We start from the raw sequence: 21,682 nt of genomic DNA, 5'->3' as shown, positions 1-21,682 counted from the left end.
TATTGAAACAACAAAGGGCTGCAGATACGCAGCCCTTTGTTTTATTGAGTTGAACTTACTTCTCAAACAACTCGGTGTGGAGTTTTTGTATGGCTTGTTTCGATACCGATTCATGGAGCAAAAAGCATAAGTTGTGAGGGCTAGCGCCATAACAAATCATGCGTAGGTTAAAGTCTTCTAGCGTGCCAAAAACCTGTTTCGCGTAGCCTTTACTCTCACTCATGTTGTTACCAATGAGAGCAACGAGGCATAGGTCATGTTCAACTTCTACCTTACATAACTCTTCTAACTCTTCTCGTACAGCTTGCGGCAGCTGTGGTGCTCCGCCAGAGGTATCAGTTTGATCAAGTGTTAACGATACACTGATTTCAGATGTCGTGATCAAATCGACAGAGATCTTATGTTTTGCAAGGATCTCAAAGACCTTTGCTAAGAAGCCGTATGCGTGGAACATATTGGCGCTGCGTAGCGTTACCATGGTTTGGTTACAACGCAAAGCTAGCGCACGGAACAACGGTGAGCTTTCGACTTGGTGGCGAATCCAAGTTCCTCCTTTTTCTGGCTCTTTCGATGACCCTACAAATACCGGAATGTCGTGGCGCAATGCGGGTACTAGCGTAGAAGGGTGAAGGATTTTAGCGCCAAAGTTAGCCATTTCTGAAGCTTCACTAAAGCTGATCTCGGGAATTGGTGAGGCTTTTGGCGCAATTCGCGGGTCTGTTGTGTAGATGCCCGGTACATCAGTCCAGATTTCTAACCCTGCCGCTTTGACGCTCTCAGCAATTAAGGCGGCGCTGTAATCGCTGCCTCCTCGACCTAGTGTTGTTGTATTACCTGCTTCGTCAGATCCTATGAAGCCTTGAGTAACAACAACGGATTGTTGGCAAAGTGGTACGAGTTTATCTTGCGCAAGCGTCGAAATTGCTTCAATGTTTGGCTCCGCGCGACCAAAGTTGTCATCAGTACGCAGCACATCGCGGATATCAAAGCGCACTGCTTGAATGCCTCGCTCACACATTAACTGAGCTAGAATGTGCGTCGACATGAGCTCACCACATGCGACTAAATGATCGGTTAACTTCGCACTAGCTTGGATAGATGCAGCCTCGGCAAGGCTGGTTACGGTATCTAATATGCCATACACCTCGGCAGCAGTTTTTGTGCTGTCTTCGAGCTGAGTTAAAATGGCGTCATGAATGTTGGCCAGATTTTGCAGCAGCTCAGTACGGTGCGTTTGATCCTGTACACCATTGGCAAGTTCCACCAATAGGTTGGTGACGCCAGAACAAGCGCTGCTCACGACCAGGCGAGTATTTGGATTGTTTTCGATAATGGTGGCACAACGACTCATTGCCTCAAAGTTGGCAACACTGGTTCCACCGAATTTAGCTACGTTAAATGCGCTCACTGCGTTCTCCCACGACTTCCTAAAAAATTGTACATCCAATGTTTAGTGAGAAAAGGAACAGAGCAAAAAGAGAGGTATTTAGAATGCTATTTGAAAAATTTACCCTCAGAAGCCCTTCATCAGACAGCGCTGATGACAGTTGATGGGATTCAGCCCAATTCAACCGACAAGTCAAATCCTGCAACTTTGACTTACCTCGGCACTACTCCCCCTCAATGATTGGTGTTGGAATTGCGGTTCCACAAATCATCTACCTGGGTAGCGCTCCTCTTCTACATAAAGCTCAAACATTGAACGGTTTTGAGGCCTTAATGTCAATCAATATTTCAACCTTTATGGTGTTTTTTATTAACGATTTTGTGACACTGGTTTGACCTCCATACTTACGGCTAATTGCTGATAGAGGAAAAATCTATTAGGGTGAAGAACCCTACACCTGAGCCATGTTATTGAATAGAACTTTTAGAATGCTCAGGATAAAAGATAATCAAGGAGCTGACATGTCGATCCAAAGCTTTATTCCACCTCACCGTATTTTAATGGGACCTGGTCCTTCTGATATTTATCCTCAAGTGTTACAAGCGCTAAGCCGTCCTACCGTAGGTCACCTTGATCCTCTGTTTATCGGTATGATGGATGAGCTCAAGCAGCTATTGAAGTATGCCTTTCAAACTGACAATGAGTTCACTATTGCGGTTTCAGCGCCAGGTAGTGCAGGGATGGAAACCTGCTTTGTAAACTTGATCGAGAAAGGCGACAAAGTGATCGTCTGCCGTAACGGTGTATTTGGTGAACGCATGCGCGAAAATGTCGTCCGTGCTGGTGGTGAAGTTGTTATCGTCGATGATGAATGGGGGACGCCTGTTTCCATTGATAAAGTCGAGCAAGCACTCGAACAGCACCCAGATACAAAAATTCTTGCTTTTGTGCATGCGGAAACCTCAACTGGTGCAGTCAGTGATGCTCAAGCATTGGGTAAGCTGGCGAAACAGCATAATGCATTATCTATTGTTGATGCGGTGACATCGCTTGGTGGTGTGCCGTTAAAAGTGGATGAATGGCAACTGGATGCGGTTTACTCTGGTAGTCAAAAATGTTTGTCATGTGTACCTGGGCTCTCACCAGTGACGTTTTCTCCTGCCGCGATTGAAAAGATTCAAGCAAGAACAACACCAGTACAGAGTTGGTTCCTCGATCAGAGTTTAGTTTTGGGGTATTGGAGTGGAGAAGGCAAGCGTAGTTACCATCATACGGCGCCAGTTAATAGCTTGTACGCGCTTCATGAAGCTTTATTGATACTGAAAAATGAAGGATTAGAAAACGCTTGGGCTCGTCACCAACTGATGCATGAAAAACTCAAAAATGGCTTACAAAAGTTAGGCTTTGAGTTTGTTGTGGACGAAGCCCATCGGTTGCCACAATTAAATGCGATTTACGTGCCTGAAGGAATTGATGAAGCAAAAGTTCGTGCTCACTTGCTAGAAACCTATAACCTAGAAATTGGTGCAGGCCTTGGGGCATTAGCTGGTAAAGCGTGGCGTATTGGCTTAATGGGTTACGGTGCTCGATCTGAAAACGTTGCGCTGTGCTTAAAAGCGTTAGAAGAGTCACTCACTGAATAAAACTATACCGCAATGAGATAAAGAAAAGCGAAGGTCATCCCTTCGCTTTTTTGTACTTATTACTCAGCTCTTGAAGTGGGTGCTGGTGAGGCAGAGATTGCTTGAGACGGTGGTTGGTAATTGACGCCACTGAAATCAATCTTAGGGAACAAAAACTGTGCTTCAGCTCTAATTTGCTCCGCTTTACTTGAGTCATCTAAGCCTTGGTAGGCCAAAATCAAATTATTATAAAATGCAGGGCGAGGCTTATCTTTGATGATTTTTAGTGACCAATCGATATAAGGCTGAATCAAGGTTGCATCTTGTTGGTACAGCCCAATGTTTAAAAATGTGCTATAGACATCCCAATCAAACCTGTCTTTCCAAACCACAGGGTTACTGACTTGATTCAGAATATCAGGGTTAGTTGGCCTAGTGGTCTCAAACTTCGTCAATACATAGTTCGTATGCAATGCGCTTACCATGTAAAACGTAAACGCAACGGGAAGTACCAAACTAAAAACACGCAGCAAGCTTTTGGTCACATTACTAAAGCCGACTTGTCGATAACGAGAGACGCGCTGATCTACCCAGTACAGCAGGATAACGAAGATCAACCAATGCACGAGAGAGTGGTAGAAAGGGTATTCCAGTTGCGAGTGCAATACGATAGGTATAAACAAGGCCAGCAACGCAAGACGAGTTCCGCGTTTGGCTTGATAGATTCGATACAGTACCAGTGCCATCGCTAAGAAGATGCCGAGTATTGGCAGCAAGCCACCTTCTACTCCCCAGTAAAGTAGCTCATTATGCGGATGATCCATGGCTGGCAAACCAACTGGGTAATTCTCATTTAGGGCATGTTGACGAGCCGTATACAGCATGTACTCAGATTCAAACTTGCCATATCCATAACCAGTAAAAGGCTTTTCAATCACCATGTCTAATGTTTGTGGAAAAGTATACGCTCGAGGAGACTCCATATTTACTTTTTCTGCGGCTAACCCACCTCCATCAGGAAAGGCAAGATGCATGACAACTACTGAGAGTAAGAGCCCAGTGACAAGTGACACAACCCAGCGGATAAAGCGCCCTTTGGTTGCAAAGCGGTACATGTATGGAATGACCAACAACACGGCGATGACCGAGGCTAACCAACCAGTGCGTGAAGCCAACGCCACAATTAGTGGTAAGGTTAAAACTGGTACGGCATAGAGAAGGTAAACATCGCTTAACTTACGGTCGTATTTGTAGGGCTGACGTGCAAGTAAATAGCTAGCAATCACCAACCCTGTCGCAAGAAAGCTGGCCATTACATTGGGCTGTTGGAAAATACCATAAGGACGATTGGCCACCGTGTCGTAACCAAACGGATTGCCTGGTTTGAGATACAGATATTGTGTCAGACCAAAAATGGCTTCGATAACAACCGCAAGGACAATGAACCATAATAGGCGTTGGCGATGTTTATTACTGAAATGAAATTGTTGTAAGACAATAAAGAACAGGACACCACACCACAGGCCAATGAGCTTATTGGCTGCCAAACTGCTATTCGCATTTGGGTACAGAATGGGCACTGTCATGATAAGAGCACTAATGAACAAGCCGATGGTTAATTTTGAGTAACGTAGCGCTCGATTATTCGCGAGTTGGTAGCACCCAATGCCTAATGCAAAGCTAAAAGCAATCCAAGTTGTCGCATTGAAGGAAAGTGAAAGCCCTGAACCGCCGGGGTTGGGCATGAAAAAGTGCATTGCCAACACAAATAGTGTTGCCAAGGCAATGAGAAACTTGCGATTGAGGGGAACCTGTACTTTTTCGGGAGAAAGCTTTGTTCCACTTACATGTATAGTAGCCATAGTTATTGCGTTGTTTTGAATGAAAAAAGACCAGCACTTGCTGGTCTCGGTACTTTACCTGTTTTTTCTACTTCAACATAGGCTTAAGGAAGTGAGCTGTGTGCGAGCCCTCGATTTGCGACACATCTTCCGGTGTGCCTTGAGCGATTATCTCGCCTCCACCCTGTCCCCCTTCAGGTCCTAGATCGATAATCCAGTCCGCAGTCTTAATGACATCTAGGTTATGCTCGATCACCACGACAGTGTTTCCGTGGTCGCGAAGTCTGTGCAGCACGGTGAGCAACTGCTGGATATCATGGAAGTGCAGGCCGGTTGTTGGTTCATCCAAAATGTACAAGGTTTTTCCTGTATCGCGTTTGGATAGCTCTCGCGCCAATTTCACACGCTGTGCTTCACCACCGGAGAGTGTCGTTGCCGCTTGACCTAGGCGAATGTAAGACAAGCCAACATCCATTAGAGTCTGTAGCTTACGTGCTATAGCAGGTACGGGTTCAAAGAACGTTCGGGCGTCTTCGACCGTCATTTCTAGCACTTCATCAATGGTTTTGCCTTTGTAACGTACTTCAAGTGTTTCACGGTTGTAGCGTTTACCCTTACACACATCACATGGCACATAAACGTCTGGTAGGAAATGCATTTCAACTTTAATGACACCATCACCCTGACAGGCCTCACAACGACCACCGCGTACGTTAAAGCTAAAACGTCCAGGCTTGTAACCGCGAGAACGCGACTCTTGTGTGCCTGCAAACAGTTCACGGATTGGGGTAAAGATCCCCGTATAGGTTGCAGGGTTAGAGCGAGGTGTACGACCAATTGGGCTTTGATCGATATCGATAACCTTGTCGAAGTGCTCTAGGCCTTTAATCGATTTATAAGGTGAAGGTTGAGCCGCTGTTGCTCCGTTGAGTTGGGTGTGAGCAATTTTAAAGAAAGTATCATTAATCAGCGTTGATTTACCTGAGCCAGATACCCCTGTAATACAGCTGAATAACCCAACAGGAATAGAGAGATTAACGTTCTTAAGGTTATTACCTGTTGCGCCTAAGAGCTCAACCGTTTTTTTCGGATCACGCGGCGTGCGATCTTTCGGTACTGCGATTTCTTTAACGCCACTTAAGTACTGACCTGTCAGAGAATTCGGATTTGCGATTATCTCTTCCATGGTGCCTTCCGCGACAACATTACCACCGTGTACGCCAGCGCCAGGACCGATATCTATGACATGATCCGCACAGCGAATAGCATCTTCATCGTGTTCTACCACGAGTACGGTATTCCCCAAGTCGCGCAAATGAGTAAGCGTTTTTAATAAGCGTTCATTATCTCGCTGGTGGAGACCAATCGACGGTTCGTCCAGAACATACATCACACCAACAAGACCCGCCCCAATTTGGCTTGCTAAACGAATACGTTGTGCTTCACCACCAGAGAGCGTTTCGGCGCTGCGAGAAAGGTTCAGATAGTTCAAACCAACGTTAACCAAGAACTGCAGGCGATCGTTGATTTCCTTCATCACTTTTTCAGCGATTTGGGCTCGTTGACCTTCCAGTTTCAAGGAATGGAAGAATTCCAATGCATCAGCAATGCTGAGTTCAACAATCTCAGGTAGCGTCGTATCAGCAATAAACACGTTACGTGCTTCAAGGCGTAGACGAGTACCGCCACAGCTTGAACAAGATTTAGTGGAGATGTACTTCGCAAGCTCTTCACGGACAGAGTTGGATTCTGTATCACGATAGCGACGTTCTAGGGTATTCAGAATACCTTCGAATGGATGGCGTTTAACGCGAATATCGCCACGATCGTTGATGTATTTAAACTCAATCTCAGTACGACCTGAGCCCTTTAGAATGACATCTTGCGTTTTCTTTGGCAGAGAATTAAAAGGTGCATGGAGATCAAAACCATAATGATCAGCCAATGACGTGAGCATTTGGAAGTAGTAATAGTTCTTTTGATCCCAACCGCGAATCGCACCTTGTGCCAAGCTTAATGAATCATCTTGAATTACTCGGCTTGGATCGAAGTATTGCTGCACACCCAAACCATCACAAGTGCCACATGCACCAGCAGGGTTGTTGAATGAGAAAAGTCGCGGCTCTAACTCTTGCATGCTGTAACCACATTGTGGACAAGCGAAGTTGGCGGAGAAAATAATCTCTTCACCGTCTCCATCCATTGGCGCGACAACCGCAATTCCTCCTGATAATTCGAGCGTTGTCTCGAAAGATTCCGCTAAGCGCTGTTGCAGATCGGGACGAACTTTAAAGCGGTCTACCACGACTTCAATGGTGTGCTTTTTATGTAGCTCTAGCGTTGGAGGATCAGATAGATCGCATGTCTCTCCATCAATACGCGCACGAATAAAGCCCTGAGCCGCCAGGTTCTGAAGCGTTTTAACATGCTCACCTTTACGCTCTTTGACAATAGGGGCCAACAGCATCATTTTGCTGCCTTCTGGCATCTCCAGAACTTTATCCACCATTTGACTGATGGTTTGTGCGGCAAGAGGGGCATGGTGCGTTGGACAGCGTGGTTCACCCACACGAGCATACAACAGACGTAAGTAGTCGTAGACTTCGGTAATTGTACCGACGGTTGAACGCGGGTTATGAGAAGTAGACTTCTGTTCAATAGAAATCGCGGGTGATAACCCTTCAATGTGGTCGACATCGGGTTTTTCCATCAGAGACAAAAACTGACGAGCGTAGGCAGAGAGAGACTCTACGTAGCGTCGTTGGCCTTCTGCATACAATGTATCGAAAGCGAGAGAGGATTTACCGGAGCCACTTAGTCCAGTAATGACAATCAGTTTATCGCGAGGGATTGTAAGATTAATGTCTTTGAGGTTATGGGTTCGGGCACCGCGAACTTCTATTTTATCCATCGTTTTTGCTCTATGTATAACCAAGTGGGGCAAGTATTACATAGTGTGAGAAATGTGCAAAGAAAATTACTGGATAAAAAAACAGTAAAAATAAAAGCCCAACATAATGCCGGGCTTTAGAAACAATAATTTCGTACTACGACGATGCTTTATACCGCTTTTTGTGTTGCGTGTTTACCTAACTCAGAGGCTTTTTCATCTTTTAGATAAAGGTTTTCAAAACAGTAGTTGGTTGCTTCGATGTAACCTTCAACACTACCACAGTCAAAGCGTTTGCCTTTGAATTTATAAGCCAAGACACAGCCCGCTTTTGCTTGTTTAAGTAGCGCGTCAGTGATTTGAATTTCACCACCTTTACCTGGCTCTGTGTTTTCAATCAGTTCAAAAATATCGGGAGTCAGGATGTAACGACCAATGATCGCAAGGTTACTTGGTGCCGTGCCTTTCTCAGGTTTTTCTACCATGTCGTCTACGCGGTAGATGTCATCTTTGATCATTTCACCAGAGATAACGCCGTATTTGTGAGTCTCATCTTCTGGGACTTCTTGTACGGCAACGATAGAACAACGGAACTGTTTAAATAGCGCCACCATTTGAGCTAGCACGCCTTCTTCTTCGTTGACACAAAGGTCATCAGCAAGAACGACGGCAAATGGTTCGTCACCCACCAGTTCACGCCCGGTCAGAATCGCGTGGCCTAAGCCTTTCATCTCGCGTTGACGGATGTAAGTGAAGTTTGCAGATTCAATGATTTCACGGATATCTACCAATAGCTCTTCTTTATTGGTACCGCTAATCTGGTGTTCTAGTTCGTAGTTCTTATCAAAGTGGTCCATGATAGAGTGTTTGCCACGACCTGTCACAATACACATGCCGTTCATACCAGCTTGAATTGCTTCTTCAACGCCGTATTCAATAAGCGGTTTATTCACGACTGGCATCATCTCTTTTGGCATAGATTTCGTTGCTGGTAAGAAGCGTGTGCCATAGCCTGCAGCAGGGAACAGACATTTTTTAATCATTGGGGGAATATCCTATCTCGTTATTATCAAGAATCTGCGCATAACTTTAACACGAGAGCCGTCAATGAATCATGAATAAAGTAGGAAAAAGTGTGAGACTCAGTGCGGAAAAAAGATGAGCGACTCGTCATTTTAGTCATAAGAGTCGCGGCATCGCATCATGACATTAAGTTTTGATCTGCCCAAGCGATTGCCTGAACGCGATTCTTCACTGATAGCTTTTTGAATATCTGATACAAGTGAGATTTGATGGTGAATTCACTGACAAATAATTCCTCGGCCATTTGGCTGTTTGAGGCGCCAGCTTGCAAGCAACGCAGTACTTGCAGCTCGCGAATGGTTAGGTCTACCGTGGCTGGGGCAGTATGAGTGTTAATGACGTTACGGTAATAGTGTAAAAGTTGACTGGTTACATTACGTGGCAGCCAGTTTTGACCGTTAACAATGCCTTTTAATCCTTCTCCAATTTGCTCTAGCGTATCTTCGGAATAGAACAGCCCCTTTAGTTGACCAAATGAAAGAAGCTCATCCGTGGTCAGCCTTTTAGGGACATTGAACACAACGGTTTCAAAGTTCTTCCATACCAGCGGTAAGTTTTTGATCGATTGAACGAGTGATTTATGTTCACTGAAGTCGATCAGTAGGATTTTATTACGATGCTGTGGCTTAGCTTCCATGAGTGCTTCGGTCGAAATCACCGGGATGCTCATATCAATGTATTTTTCGAGTGCCGCCACCTTTTTTTCCGCATTATCTTCCATACTGATCAGAAATAGCTTTCTTGCGTAAGCCGACTTTCTCACGTGTTCAAATCTCCCAGCGTTCAATAAAGGCCATAAGTTGGCATTAAAGAGAGGTTATAACCATAGCTTTACTGAATAAATGCGTTCGAATTCAAAGCTTCACGAAACGATGTCTGCAAAGCGAATCAAAAATGCTACATGCGTAAGTTGAAATGCGATTTGGGTTCTAGTAGGTGACTCATTAGATCACAATGGTATTAGACTTTAATCAAAACATTAAAGCGTGCTATTCTAATGCGCTAAAATTTTATATATCCAGAGTGAAACGGAGCACATCATGGCCAGCCGTGGAATTAACAAAGTTATTTTGGTGGGGAATCTAGGTAACGACCCTGAAATTCGTTACATGCCGAACGGCGGTGCAGTAGCAAACATTACTATTGCGACTTCTGATTCATGGCGTGATAAAGCGACTGGCGAACAGCGCGAAAAAACGGAATGGCACCGTGTTGTGTTGTTCGGCAAGCTTGCGGAAGTAGCAGGTGAGTACTTGCGTAAAGGTTCTCAAGTATACATTGAAGGCCAACTGCAAACTCGTAAATGGCAAGACCAAAGCGGTCAAGATCGCTACTCAACTGAAGTCGTTGTTCAAGGCTTCAACGGCGTGATGCAAATGCTTGGCGGTCGTGGTCAAGGTGGCGGCGCACCAATGGGCGGTCAACAGCAGCAGCAAGGTGGATGGGGTCAGCCTCAACAACCAGCTCAGCAGCAGTACAATGCGCCTCAGCAACAGCAACAACAGCAGGCTCCGCAGCAACCACAGCAGCAGTACAATGAGCCACCAATGGATTTTGACGACGATATCCCGTTCTAAATTCTGCTTATGCTTGAATCGAAAAGGCCGCGAATATCGCGGTCTTTTTTATTGTCACTATCTAATGATCTCAAAGGCTTATCTCAGCAAGGTTAGGCGTAACAATAAAACTTATCAATGAGTGTGATGTTCTTTATGCTCCAGCCTCTCACTATCAGACGAATCCGATTGTTTGATGAACTCTTATCAAGTATAAATATTTCAATAAGGTATATGATGAATAAAAAAGGAATTTGGTATTCATGAGGTATACCCCAACTCTTAAGTTAAGCACACGGCTGGTGGCTTTTGTCACCATGATCGTCATCTGCGCCATGTTTATCTTGTTTGTCGGTGGCACCCTCTCTTTTAAACGTCTTGGGCAGGAATATCTCACCCATTATTTAGAAGGGATCGTAGAGGTGGTCGACAAGGAGATGGAAGATCCTGACGCTGCTTATTCTATGCAGCGCTGGATGCCGAAAATGCTGCAGGCTTCCAATATTGTCGAAATGACATTGTCGACCAACAATGCGGTTGTTTATCGCTTCAAAGATACTTCTCATCAAATGGAAGCGTCAGTCTTGTTTGAGACAGAATACCAACTGACTCACAATCAAGATTACACGATTCATTTTAAAGCGATCCCGCCTTACTTAGGTTACAGCTACTCAATGCAGGCGCTTTGGTCGATCACGCTTGCCGTTATCCTGATCATCTTCTGTTTAATGCGCGGTGTTGCGTGGCTTAAGGAGCAATTAGAAGGCTCTGAGATGCTCGAAGAGCGAGGCAGGATGATCCTTGCTGGTCGGGTAGAGCAGTATGCAAAAGGTGACAAAAAAGAATGGCCTTATACTGCCAGTGAAGCGCTCGATGTGTTAATTGAAGAGTTACAAGATGCGCGTCAAGAGCGAAGCCGATTTGATACCTTTATTCGAACTCAAACCTTCCTTGATAAGTTAACAGGTACCGCCAATCGAGTGCTGTTTGATAGCAAACTGGAATCGGCGTTGTTAGAAAGTGGGGCTCGCGGTGCCGTGTTGCTGGTGCGCATTCAAGATTGGAAGTTGGTTGAAGAAGAGCAAGATAAGCAAATTACGGATGAGTTTATTGTTGAAGTTGGGAGTTTATTATCCAACTTAGTTCAGCGATACCCTGATGTTGTGTTTTCTCGTTATTACGATGCTGATTTTGCGTTATTTCTGCCGCATCAAAGTGCTAAAGATGTGGCTAATTTGGCATCACAATGCATTCGCCAGTTAGAAAAATTAATTCCGCCAGAGCCACTCGACCCAGACAACTGGTGCCATATAGGCATCACTACTTATAAAGAGGGTGAGCGACACAGCCAAATCATCGATGAGGCAGAGACAGCTTTGCGTAGTGCGCAACTACAAAATAACAATAATTGGAGTCGCTTCAAAAAATGGAACCACGATGAAGAAGCTCGCGGAAGTGTGAGGTGGAGAACGTTATTTGACACAGCACTTACACCAGAAAGTGTGATACTCTACGCACAATCTGTACACCCAATAAGTGACGCGACGCATAAAAAATCATTATATGAAGAGTTAACATGTCGGATTCGCGATCCTGAGAATGGCATTGTTAAAGCGTCTCGGTTTATTTCTGCGATCAGACAGGTTGGTTATGAAGCGCAAATGGATAAGTCAGTTATTAATAAATTCTTAAGAGAATTTAAGGATAATTTTGATAACTCAAGATCGTATGCGCTCAATTTGAATGTAACGCCTTTTTCTAACCGAGAGTACTTTAAATGGTTTCGTGATGAACTCTTACAGTTGTCACGTGAACAGAGAAAGTGTCTCAGTTTTGAGTTTGTTGAAGCACAATTTGTAAGACACTTAGACTTTATGCGACCAGTCGCTAAAATGCTGGCCGGTTTAGGGTGCCACTTAATGGTTGGGCAGGCTGGACGAACCATCGTCAGCACTCACTATTTAAAAGAAGTGGATATTCGTTACCTTAAACTTCATCGCAGTTTAGTAGCAAAAATCGACCAGCGACATGAGAACCAGCTATTTGTCCGCAGCATGCTAGGTGCCGCGGCAAACAGTAAAACTAAAATCATAGCAGTGGGAATTGAGAATCAAAACGAGCTCAACACGTTAATTGAGCTCGGGGTTTATGGTGGGCAAGGGCGCTACTTTTCTGCAGAGCAGCAGTTTCTTCCTCGTCCACAAGCATTGCCAAGTTCTCAATCAGAATCCCAAGTGAAATTGGGAAGACGAAATCGCTGGCGTAAAAAATAAAGATAATAATCATGGATTTCAAAGCACTACTCGACAAGCTCAAACGATCATCTGGTGGTGGTCGTTCCTGCTTTTTGGTTATTCAGCCAGACGCCGTTTATTTATCATCTTCAATAAAAAGTGGCCGCCCATACCAATTTGATATTTCTGAATCCAATTGGGAGAAAGCCGTAGAGCAAGCATTGAGCGTTGCTGCGAGTGCGTATGATTCTCTAACGGTTGTCCTTTCTCATAACTATTATCAGATGTATCAAATCGACAAACCTGTCATGCCGCGCCAAGAATGGCCTGCAGCATTACCGTTTTTGTTGAAAGAACTGATCTCTGAGCGTGCCGTTGACATCATTGCAGATGCGGTAGAGCTACCCAATTCAACCAAAGTGCAAGCTTACGTCTTATCACGAAAAATGTTGGATAAGATCGTGTTACTGGCCAGTCGCGCCCAGTTGCCATTAGAAGCTATTCTTCCTGAAGACGACATTTGGGGAGAGACCGCAGGTGAACTAGGTAACTTCCTATTATTACAACGCAGTGTGCGTGGTCACTTCCGTATTAGCGCTTTTGTCGAAAATACTATCGCGTTCCATCGTTCGATTCGAAGTGTGACGCCACCGTTAACGGGGGTTCCGTCTAGCGAGTTACAGATGGATAGCCTCTCGTTAGAACTGCAACGTTCGATTGATTATCTTTCTTCTCAGTTGCGCCATGTGCAGCTGCATCAATTGAAAGTGTGTTGTGATGAGGAGGATGAGAGTGAGCTTGTTCAGTCTCTGAACTACCGTTTAAGCACTAAAGTTTCTCCGTTATTACCACCAGAACATGAGTTATCAGGACACGTTTTAGCAGATGCTGCTGCGGCTTCTAATACTCGACGCGTTAACTTATACCCTGATTACTTAAAGCCGAAAAAAGAGCTCCTGACACTAAGAAATATCGCGTTATCTTGGGGTGTCGCGGCTGCGGCCATTCTACTCTCTTACGGCTATGTGACTTGGCAGAGCAGTGGTTTAGAAGATGAAATTGCTATTGTAAAAAGCAAAGGCGATATCATGAAGTCAGAGCTTGAACGCTATCAAGTCAAGCTACGTAAGCATCAACCCGACAATAATAAGCTGGCAGCTAAAGCCCGCTTAGAGCGTGAAGTCAAGGCGAAGCGAGACTCGCTTAAAGCCGTCGGGAAATACGATGACTCGCAGCGCACGGGTTACTCTGGCGTGATGCAATCATTAGCTAAGCTAGGAAACCAAGAAATTTCTTTGTCCGAAATTCGAATCAATAACCATACCTTAGATCTGAAGGGACTGGCGAAAAAGCCGAGCTCAGTACCAAGTTGGGTTAACCAATTTAAAACTGAGATTAGCTTGGTTGGCCGGACATTTGACGACGTCAAAATTGGCCGAAATGATAAGGATATTGTGACGTTTGAGCTAAAAACGCGCGAGGATAAAGAGAAATGAACGAATTCTGGCTCTCATTAGAAGAGCGCTTTGGCGAAATGAGCGCGCGTGAAAAGTTGCTTATCGCGCTGTGTGGTTTAGTTGTCGTGATCATGTTGCTTTTTACGCTGGTACTGGAACCAAAGCTTAACGAGATCATCAGTAATGAGAGGCAACTAAGCAATTTAAAGCAAGCCAATCAAAAGATTGAAATCGACACGCTACGTATTCAAGCGCAGCTGAAGAAAGATCCAAACGCTGAGATTGATCGCTCGATATCTAACCTGCTAACAGAAAGTCAGCACCTTTCGATGCAGCTAGCGGAGATCATCGAACACCTTATTACACCTTCGCAAATGGCTGAGCTGCTGGAAAATGTATTAGAGCAGCAAAGTGGCATTCACCTTTTGTCTTTGCAAACTTTGCCATCTGAGCCAATTACGGAAGATAAAGAAGCATCGCAATACTCTGGTTACTACGTACACCCTGTACGTATGGAGCTGACTGGCGACTACTTTTCTATTGCCAATTATCTAAATAAGTTGGAGAGCCTTCCTGCCAGTTATTATTGGCGCAGCTTTAGTTACAAAGTCGAAGAGTACCCGAAAGCGAAGCTTGTGTTGGAAGTCTACACACTAGGATCTCGAGAGGAGTTTATTGGTGGTTAAAAAACTCATCATCTCATTGCTTGTCATGGCTGCGACAGGAACCGCTTGGGCGAACCAAGATCCAACGGCACCACTTGGCTGGGAAAAGCCTGCGGTTGAAACGTCAGCGAAACCAAAAGCAAAACAGTACCGACTGCCTACGCTCAACAGTATTGTGTGTAAGCCAAGTACTGCTTGTGTCGCGATTATGGATAACAAGCTTGTTGAAAAAGGCGAGCTATTTAAGGGTTATCGCGTCGCGAGCATTAATAGTGAATTTGTAACTTTAAAGCGTGGTAACCGTCAGTGGGACCTAGAGCTTTTTGGTTTAAACGTAAAAAAATAATAACCAGAGCCTGATCAGATATGCGCAAATTAGTTGTAGGAATAACGATTGCTTCTTTAATGGGATGTTCAATGGGTCACCGTGACCCAGTGGAAGTCAAAGAAGCGCTCAATGAATCTATCAATCAAGCGAACAGCCGCACGTTAGAAGAAATTCCTTCTTCTGTCGAAGCGGACCTGATGCCTAACTTAGACTCGAATGTTGCTTCAGAGCAAGGCACCTCGAAGCGTTTCCGTATTCAAGCGAATGCGGTCGATGCACGAAGCTTTTTTGCCTCGCTAGTCAAAGGTACTGAGTACAGCGTGGCGATTCATCCAGCGGTACAAGGTAATATCACCGTCAACTTGTCAGATGTTACGTTGGATGAAGTCCTGAGCGTTGTACAGAACATGTATGGCTATGATGTGGTGAAGTCTGGCAAAGTTATTCAAATCTACCCTGCAGGTATGCGTACGGTAACCATTCCTGTTGATTACCTCCAGTTCAAACGCTCTGGTCGATCATTGACGAGCATTGTCACGGGCTCAGTGACCTCGGCTGGTACGTCTAATTCTGGCGGTAGCTCAGACAGTTCTGACTCATCAGACTCTGACAATGGAAGTAACAGCGGCGATAGCTCAACGACCTCTACGGGCGGTACGCGCATCGAAACCATCACTGAAAGTGACTTCTGGCCGATGCTGCAGCAAGCCGTTGCTAATCTAATTGGTTCAGGCAAAGGACAAAGCGTTGTCGTAACACCTCAAGCAGGAGTGATTACGGTTCGAGCGTTTCCAGATGATATTCGAGAAGTCCGTGAGTTCTTAGGTGTATCGCAGGAGCGCATGCAGCGTCAGGTCATTCTTGAAGCTAAAATTCTAGAAGTGACGTTGAATGATGGCTACCAACAAGGCATCAACTGGTCGAACTTATCGGCGTCAATTGGTAACTCGGGTAGTGTCGTAGTGAACCGCCCTGCGTCGGCATTACCACCGTTGGATGCGATTGGCACGCTATTGGGCGGCCAAACCAACGTGACTATCTCTGATGGCAACTTCAATGCTGTGTTGAGTTTTATGTCTACACAAGGTGACTTGAACGTTCTTTCGAGCCCTCGTATTACCGCTGCCAACAACCAAAAGTCGGTCATCAAAGTGGGTACCGATGAGTACTTTGTTACCGAGCTATCGAGCAATGCAGGCAACGGTGAAAACTCAAATGCCGTTCCAGAAGTGGAATTAACACCATTCTTCTCAGGTATCTCTCTCGATGTGACTCCGCAAATTGATAACAAAGGCAATGTGTTCCTGCATGTTCACCCTGCGGTTATTGAAGTCTCGGAAGAAGTGAAGAAATTGAACTTGGGCGGTGAGTTCCAAAACATCCAATTGCCACTGGCAAAAAGCTCTATTCGTGAATCAGACTCGGTTATTCGTGCTAAAGATGGCGATGTTGTGGTTATCGGCGGTTTGATGAAACAGCAAAATCGTGAGCTTGTTTCTAAAGTCCCATTCTTGGGCGATGTGCCCGCATTGGGGCATTTGTTCCGCAACGTAAATAACGTGACTGAGAAAACAGAATTGGTCATCTTGCTAAAACCGACCGTAGTTGGTGTGAACTCTTGGCAGAAAGAGCTAGAGCGCTCTCGTGATCTGCTGCAAGAGTGGTTCCCAGATGCGCAATAAGCGCGGGGAAAGGTTCCGTTTTTCAATGAGTTTGTGATTCGAGTATGTACTTGTCACATTTTGGATTTCGAGTTCAGCCTTTTTCGTTAACCCCAAACACAGAAATGTTCTTGGGGTTAGTCCCTCACTATGAGGCGATCCAAACCATTTTAGCCGCTGTGCAAATGGGAGAAGGGGTGATTAAGGTTACGGGAGAAGTCGGCACCGGAAAAACCATGGTGTGTCGTAAGTTAATTGAGCAGATTGAATCTGAAGTCGAGCTGATTTACTTACCCAATCCAGTTTTGAATGGAGAGCAGTTGCAGTTTGCTGTCGCCAGAGAGTTAGGCATCGAGAACGATGACCCGCTACGTATTGTTTCTCTCATTCAAGAACACCTGATTCAAGTGCATTCTGCGGGAAAGAAAACCGTCTTGATCGTCGATGAAGCACAAGCTCTTTCTCCACAAGCTTTAGAAACATTGCGTCTGTTCGGTAACCTAGAAACGGAACAAGATAAACTCATTCAACTGGTGCTATTCGGACAACCTGAGTTGGATGAACGATTGGCCAGCCACGAGCTAAGGCAGTTTCGTCAACGTATTACGTTTAGTTGTCAGCTGCGTCCTCTTTCTATCGATGAAGGCGTGGCTTACATCAATAATCGTTTAGACAAGGCAGGCAATGGAGCGCACATTTTTTCTATTGAGCAGAAAAAAGCGATTTGGCGTTCATCCATGGGGATTCCACGTTTGATCAACCAAATTAGCCACAAGTCGTTGCTTGCGGCATTTAATGAACGTTGCACACTATTAAAAAATCATCACGTTTACGCAGCTATGCACGATACGTTTGATGCCCGTAAACCTAAGTTTAAAACACCCGTATTTTGGGGATGGAGTCAACCTTGAGTGCCATCAATAAAGCATTATCAGAACTCACTGAAAAAACATCACCGTCAGAGCTTACTCGTGCGGACATTCCCAACGTTTCACGCAGTAAACCTTGGCTTTGGCTCGTTGCCGGTTTCTCGTTAAGCCTTGCGGTGGGCGGCTGGGCGGTCTCTCGCGGTCCTATCCCTTCAGGCGAGCTTTCACCTGCTCAAACAGAAACCATGCCATTGTCGTCAGTGAATGCTTCGTCAATCACATCATCAGAGCGTACTCATTCGCCAACGAGTAAAATGACGCCCGAGACAGCCCATGTGGTTTACACGAAGCCAGTGACACAACCGGCAGCTCAACAGCTTCATATGCCAGAGACTGATAGGTTCACGCCAAGAGCGGAGGTAAATACGGCCTCTGAAGATGCATTGCTACTCGCGCAAGTGGCAACGATGCCAAGCGATGAGCAATCTAATCACGTAACCCGCACGACAGCAGAAAACAGTTCAATGCGTATTGAGCAGGTTGAGCTGACGCACCGCCAGTTATCTCTTAAAGCGGTTAGCCGAGCGGAAAAAGCACTGGATGCTAATGATATGCAAACGGCGTTGTCCGCTTATGCTGAGGCGTTACGTTATGAGCCAATGAATGCAGACACGCGTCAAAAATTATCGGCGTTGTACTTTGGCAAAGGCGACACGCGTAAAGCGTATGAGATTATCCAAGAAGGCATCAACCTTGACACGAACAACCAAATACTTCGCTTGGCCTTGTCTAAGTTGTTAGTGAAAGCCAATCAACCTGAAGCGGCTCTGAGTCCGCTTGTGCATTTGCCTCCAAGACCAAGTCGAGATTACTTGGCGATGCGTGCGGCATTAGCACAAAAACACAAGCAGAATGATATTGCGCTTGAGAGTTATCAACTCCTCACTCAGCGTGAGCCGGAAAATGCGCGCTGGTGGCTAGGTTTAGCGATTCAACAAGAGCGCGCGCTGACGTTTACCGCCGCGATCAACTCTTACAACCAAGCTCTGGGTAAAGTTGGCATTTCGAATCAATCGCAAGCGTTTATTCGTGACCGTTTGAGCATCTTGAAACAGCTGGAGAATGCACAATGAAAATTCAGTTGAGAAAACGCTTAGGCGATCTTCTGGTTGAAGAAGGCATCGTCTCTGAAGAACAAATCCAGCAAGCACTAAACGCACAACGTAGTACCGGGCAGAAGCTAGGCGATGCGTTAATTGATCTCGGCTTTATTACTGAGAAGCAAATGTTGGACTTCTTGTCCCAACAACTTGGTTTGCCATTGATCGATCTTGGTCGCGCCCCTGTGGATGCGGAAGCGGTACAGATTCTACCTGAGGTACACGCACGTCGCTTACGTGCGATGGTCGTTGCTCGAAATGGGGACACGTTGCGCGTTGCCATGAGTGACCCTGCGGATTTGTTCATCCAAGAGTCACTGATGAATTTGCTAGGTGAATACAACCTTGAGTTCATCGTGGCTTCAGAGCGCCAACTTATTTCAAGCTTTGACCGTTATTATCGCCGCACTAAAGAGATCGCTTCTTTCGCGGAACAGTTGCATGAAGAGCATAAAGACGAGCAAAGCTTCGATTACGGTATTGATGGAACCGACAGTGAGGAAGTTACCGTTGTAAAGCTGGTTAATTCCATGTTTGAAGATGCGGTACAAGTCGGGGCATCGGATATTCATATTGAGCCAGACGATCAGATTTTGCGCTTACGTCAGCGTATTGATGGTGTACTGCATGAAACCATCCTGAATGAAGTGAATATCGCATCGGCTTTGGTTCTTCGATTGAAGTTGATGGCGCACCTAGACATCTCTGAGAAGCGTTTGCCACAAGATGGCCGATTCAATATCAAAGTGCGTGGTCAATCAATCGATATTCGTATGTCGACGCTACCAACGCAATACGGGGAGTCCGTAGTAATGCGTCTGCTTAACCAGTCTGCTGGTTTGCGTCCATTAGAAGAGTCAGGTTTGCCGCCAGATTTGCTTGCTTGTTTACGTCGACAGTTGGCTCGTCCGCACGGCATGATCTTGGTGACGGGGCCGACAGGTTCAGGTAAAACCACCACGCTTTACGGCGCATTAAGTGAGCTCAACGAGCCAGGGAAAAAGATCATTACAGCAGAAGATCCGGTCGAATACCGTCTGCCTCGCATCACTCAGGTACAGGTAAACAGTAAGATCGATCTGACCTTCTCGCGTGTGCTTCGAACCTTTTTACGTCAAGACCCAGACATTATTCTCGTCGGTGAGATGCGTGACCAAGAAACGGTAGAAATTGGTCTACGAGCTGCACTAACGGGTCACTTAGTATTGAGCACTCTTCACACTAACGACGCGGTTGACAGTGCCTTACGCATGATCGATATGGGCGCGCCGGGTTACTTGGTTGCCAGTGCGGTCAGAGCCGTAGTGGCGCAGCGTCTTGTTCGCCGTGTTTGTCCAGATTGCAAAACAGAAGACCATCTAGACGAGTCACGCCAACAGTGGTTAGCTGGGCGTTTTCCAAACCAAGTGGGCACCACTTTTTATAAAGGTGCAGGCTGTCAAAACTGTAACTTGACTGGCTATCGAGGCCGAATCGGTGTGTTTGAAATGCTCGAACTGGAGCAAGAAATGATGGATAAACTGCGCGCCAACGATGCGGTCGGTTTTGCCCAAGCCGCGCGTCGCTCAGAAAACTATAAGCCACTGCTTGCTTCTGCAATGGAACTGGCGCTACAAGGCACCGTCAGTTTGGATGAAGTGATGACCCTAGGTGAGGGTGATGCTTCTGGTAAGACTGATCCCATTTTCATATAGGTAAGTGAATGCCAACTTTTCGTTATCAAGGCCGCGCGCTAGACGGCTCATCCACTAACGGCAAAATCGAAGCAGTGAACTCAGAGGCTGCGGCGGAAGCATTGATGAACAAAGGGGTCATCCCGCTCAATGTACGGTTAGAGAAAGAGTCGGCAAAAAGCCAAGTGAGCTTGTCTAAGCTATTTGTGCCAGCCATTCCATTGGAAGTGATCATTCTTTTCTCTCGCCAGTTGTTTAGCTTAACTAAAGCGGGCGTACCGTTGCTGCGTTCTATGCGTGGCCTGCTGCAAAATTGTGAAAACAAACAGCTCAAAGAGGCACTGGAAGATGTCGTTTCTGAACTGAGTAATGGCCGAGGTTTGTCTTCTGCGATGCAGCAACACAGCAAAGTATTCAGCCCACTGTTCGTTTCTATGATCAATGTAGGCGAGAATACGGGTCGACTCGATCAAGCGCTATTGCAACTGGCAAATTACTACGAGCAGGAACTCGAGACTCGCAAACGCATCAAAGCGGCGATGCGTTATCCGACGTTTGTGATTATCTTTATTACCATCGCTATGTTTATATTGAACATCTTGGTGATCCCTGAGTTTGCTTCCATGTTCACGCGCTTTGGTGTTGAGCTGCCATTGCCGACGCGTATTTTGATCGCTACTTCTAATTTCTTTGTTAATTATTGGGTGTTGTTGATTGTGGCAATGATTGGCGCGTTTGCGGTTTTCAGAGCCTGGGTGGCGACGGCTGATGGTCGGGAAAAGTTCGATAAGTTTCGGCTTCGGCTTCCAATTGTGGGCGATATCGTTAATCGCGCTCAGCTTTCCCGTTTTGCCAGAACCTTCTCGTTGATGCTGAAGTCAGGCGTTCCACTTAACCAGTCTTTAGCTTTAGCCGGGGAAGCTCTGGGGAACCGCTTTTTAGAAAATCGAATTCTTGAGATGAAATCCGCGATTGAAGCGGGTAGCACCATCTCGGTTACCGCTATCAACAGTAAAATCTTTACCCCCTTGGTGATTCAGATGATTGCAGTAGGGGAAGAAACCGGTCGTATTGATGAGCTGCTGCTAGAAGTGTCGGATTTTTACGATAGAGAAGTTGATTACGATCTAAAAACACTAACCGCAAGAATAGAACCGCTACTTTTGGTGATTGTCGCCGGCATGGTCATGGTGCTAGCACTGGGTATCTTCCTGCCAATGTGGGGAATGCTAGACATCATCAAAGGCGGCTAATAG

16 protein-coding genes and 1 riboswitch are annotated in these 21,682 nt (G+C 45.7%); of the genes, 11 read left to right on the top strand and 5 right to left on the bottom strand.

What is annotated here, in order from left to right; all coding sequences use genetic code 11:
* Positions 1-55: 55 nt before the first annotated feature.
* Positions 56-1,408: a lysine-sensitive aspartokinase 3 gene (gene lysC, locus MSG33_RS21015; protein ID WP_248382005.1), complete on the bottom strand. Its 1,353-nt coding sequence runs from the start codon at positions 1,406-1,408 to the stop codon at positions 56-58.
* A gap of 101 nt (positions 1,409-1,509) precedes the next feature.
* Positions 1,510-1,688: riboswitch (Lysine riboswitch) on the bottom strand.
* Positions 1,689-1,908: 220 nt separating this feature from the next.
* Here lysC and MSG33_RS21010 point away from each other — a divergent pair.
* Positions 1,909-3,030 carry an alanine--glyoxylate aminotransferase family protein gene (locus MSG33_RS21010; RefSeq protein ID WP_017821323.1) on the top strand — a complete coding sequence of 374 codons (1,122 nt, stop codon included), beginning with the start codon at positions 1,909-1,911 and terminating at the stop codon, positions 3,028-3,030.
* Positions 3,031-3,089: 59 nt separating this feature from the next.
* Here MSG33_RS21010 and MSG33_RS21005 read toward each other — a convergent pair whose 3' ends face one another.
* The 4 genes from MSG33_RS21005 to MSG33_RS20990 all read right to left on the bottom strand — a co-directional run bounded on the left by MSG33_RS21005 (position 3,090) and on the right by MSG33_RS20990 (position 9,586).
* Positions 3,090-4,871, bottom strand: a complete 1,782-nt coding sequence (locus MSG33_RS21005) for a PglL family O-oligosaccharyltransferase (RefSeq protein WP_248382004.1) — start codon at positions 4,869-4,871, stop codon at positions 3,090-3,092.
* 67 nt (positions 4,872-4,938) lie between these two features.
* On the bottom strand, positions 4,939-7,761 hold the full coding sequence (gene uvrA, locus MSG33_RS21000; RefSeq protein WP_248382002.1) for an excinuclease ABC subunit UvrA: 2,823 nt from the start codon (positions 7,759-7,761) through the stop codon (positions 4,939-4,941).
* A 149-nt stretch (positions 7,762-7,910) separates the two neighbouring features.
* Positions 7,911-8,783, bottom strand: a complete 873-nt coding sequence (gene galU / locus MSG33_RS20995; protein ID WP_005397418.1) for a UTP--glucose-1-phosphate uridylyltransferase GalU — start codon at positions 8,781-8,783, stop codon at positions 7,911-7,913.
* A 158-nt stretch (positions 8,784-8,941) separates the two neighbouring features.
* Complete coding sequence (locus tag MSG33_RS20990) at positions 8,942-9,586, bottom strand: LuxR C-terminal-related transcriptional regulator (protein WP_065645062.1); 645 nt, start codon at positions 9,584-9,586, stop codon at positions 8,942-8,944.
* Between the two features lie 277 nt (positions 9,587-9,863).
* Here MSG33_RS20990 and MSG33_RS20985 point away from each other — a divergent pair, with 277 nt between their 5' ends.
* From MSG33_RS20985 to MSG33_RS20940, 10 genes are all read left to right on the top strand, one after another.
* Positions 9,864-10,400, top strand: coding sequence for a single-stranded DNA-binding protein (locus MSG33_RS20985; RefSeq protein WP_012841367.1), 537 nt, complete (start codon positions 9,864-9,866; stop codon positions 10,398-10,400).
* 242 nt (positions 10,401-10,642) lie between these two features.
* Positions 10,643-12,652, top strand: coding sequence for an RNase E specificity factor CsrD (csrD, locus tag MSG33_RS20980; RefSeq protein WP_145533524.1), 2,010 nt, complete (start codon positions 10,643-10,645; stop codon positions 12,650-12,652).
* A gap of 11 nt (positions 12,653-12,663) precedes the next feature.
* Complete coding sequence (locus tag MSG33_RS20975; RefSeq protein ID WP_085344275.1) at positions 12,664-14,109, top strand: MSHA biogenesis protein MshI; 1,446 nt, start codon at positions 12,664-12,666, stop codon at positions 14,107-14,109.
* Positions 14,106-14,756, top strand: a complete 651-nt coding sequence (gspM, locus tag MSG33_RS20970; protein WP_047009166.1) for a type II secretion system protein GspM — start codon at positions 14,106-14,108, stop codon at positions 14,754-14,756. Before MSG33_RS20975 ends, gspM begins: the two co-directional genes overlap by 4 nt.
* Positions 14,749-15,081: a hypothetical protein gene (locus MSG33_RS20965; protein ID WP_012841368.1), complete on the top strand. Its 333-nt coding sequence runs from the start codon at positions 14,749-14,751 to the stop codon at positions 15,079-15,081. The genes gspM and MSG33_RS20965 overlap by 8 nt, the downstream gene beginning before the upstream one ends.
* Positions 15,082-15,101: 20 nt before the next feature.
* Positions 15,102-16,745, top strand: a complete 1,644-nt coding sequence (gene mshL / locus MSG33_RS20960; RefSeq protein WP_046873589.1) for a pilus (MSHA type) biogenesis protein MshL — start codon at positions 15,102-15,104, stop codon at positions 16,743-16,745.
* A 44-nt stretch (positions 16,746-16,789) separates the two neighbouring features.
* The gene (locus tag MSG33_RS20955; protein WP_145473455.1) at positions 16,790-17,635 is read left to right on the top strand and encodes an AAA family ATPase; all 846 of its coding nucleotides are present in this window, start codon (positions 16,790-16,792) and stop codon (positions 17,633-17,635) included.
* On the top strand, positions 17,632-18,726 hold the full coding sequence (locus MSG33_RS20950; RefSeq protein WP_248382000.1) for a tetratricopeptide repeat protein: 1,095 nt from the start codon (positions 17,632-17,634) through the stop codon (positions 18,724-18,726). Before MSG33_RS20955 ends, MSG33_RS20950 begins: the two co-directional genes overlap by 4 nt.
* Complete coding sequence (locus MSG33_RS20945; protein ID WP_248381998.1) at positions 18,723-20,447, top strand: GspE/PulE family protein; 1,725 nt, start codon at positions 18,723-18,725, stop codon at positions 20,445-20,447. Before MSG33_RS20950 ends, MSG33_RS20945 begins: the two co-directional genes overlap by 4 nt.
* A gap of 8 nt (positions 20,448-20,455) precedes the next feature.
* The gene (locus MSG33_RS20940; protein ID WP_248381996.1) at positions 20,456-21,679 is read left to right on the top strand and encodes a type II secretion system F family protein; all 1,224 of its coding nucleotides are present in this window, start codon (positions 20,456-20,458) and stop codon (positions 21,677-21,679) included.
* The last annotated feature ends 3 nt before the right edge of the window (positions 21,680-21,682 follow it).

This window comes from Vibrio sp. 1CM7H (assembly GCF_023161645.1).
GTDB lineage: Bacteria > Pseudomonadota > Gammaproteobacteria > Enterobacterales > Vibrionaceae > Vibrio > Vibrio diabolicus.
Note: the sequence above shows the minus strand (reverse complement) of the source record. Positions and strands in the feature narration are given on the sequence as shown.

What these genes read in the sequence shown, in the direction of transcription:
- galU (WP_005397418.1), bottom strand. Translation starts at nt 8,783, where the DNA reads ATGATTAAAAAATGTCTGTTCCCTGCTGCAGGCTATGGCACACGCTTC.
- uvrA (WP_248382002.1), bottom strand. Translation starts at nt 7,761, where the DNA reads ATGGATAAAATAGAAGTTCGCGGTGCCCGAACCCATAACCTCAAAGAC.
- mshL (WP_046873589.1), top strand. Translation starts at nt 15,102, where the DNA reads ATGCGCAAATTAGTTGTAGGAATAACGATTGCTTCTTTAATGGGATGT.
- csrD (WP_145533524.1), top strand. Translation starts at nt 10,643, where the DNA reads ATGAGGTATACCCCAACTCTTAAGTTAAGCACACGGCTGGTGGCTTTT.
- MSG33_RS21010 (WP_017821323.1), top strand. Translation starts at nt 1,909, where the DNA reads ATGTCGATCCAAAGCTTTATTCCACCTCACCGTATTTTAATGGGACCT.
- MSG33_RS20985 (WP_012841367.1), top strand. Translation starts at nt 9,864, where the DNA reads ATGGCCAGCCGTGGAATTAACAAAGTTATTTTGGTGGGGAATCTAGGT.
- MSG33_RS20940 (WP_248381996.1), top strand. Translation starts at nt 20,456, where the DNA reads ATGCCAACTTTTCGTTATCAAGGCCGCGCGCTAGACGGCTCATCCACT.
- MSG33_RS21005 (WP_248382004.1), bottom strand. Translation starts at nt 4,871, where the DNA reads ATGGCTACTATACATGTAAGTGGAACAAAGCTTTCTCCCGAAAAAGTA.
- MSG33_RS20955 (WP_145473455.1), top strand. Translation starts at nt 16,790, where the DNA reads ATGTACTTGTCACATTTTGGATTTCGAGTTCAGCCTTTTTCGTTAACC.
- MSG33_RS20945 (WP_248381998.1), top strand. Translation starts at nt 18,723, where the DNA reads ATGAAAATTCAGTTGAGAAAACGCTTAGGCGATCTTCTGGTTGAAGAA.
- gspM (WP_047009166.1), top strand. Translation starts at nt 14,106, where the DNA reads ATGAACGAATTCTGGCTCTCATTAGAAGAGCGCTTTGGCGAAATGAGC.
- MSG33_RS20975 (WP_085344275.1), top strand. Translation starts at nt 12,664, where the DNA reads ATGGATTTCAAAGCACTACTCGACAAGCTCAAACGATCATCTGGTGGT.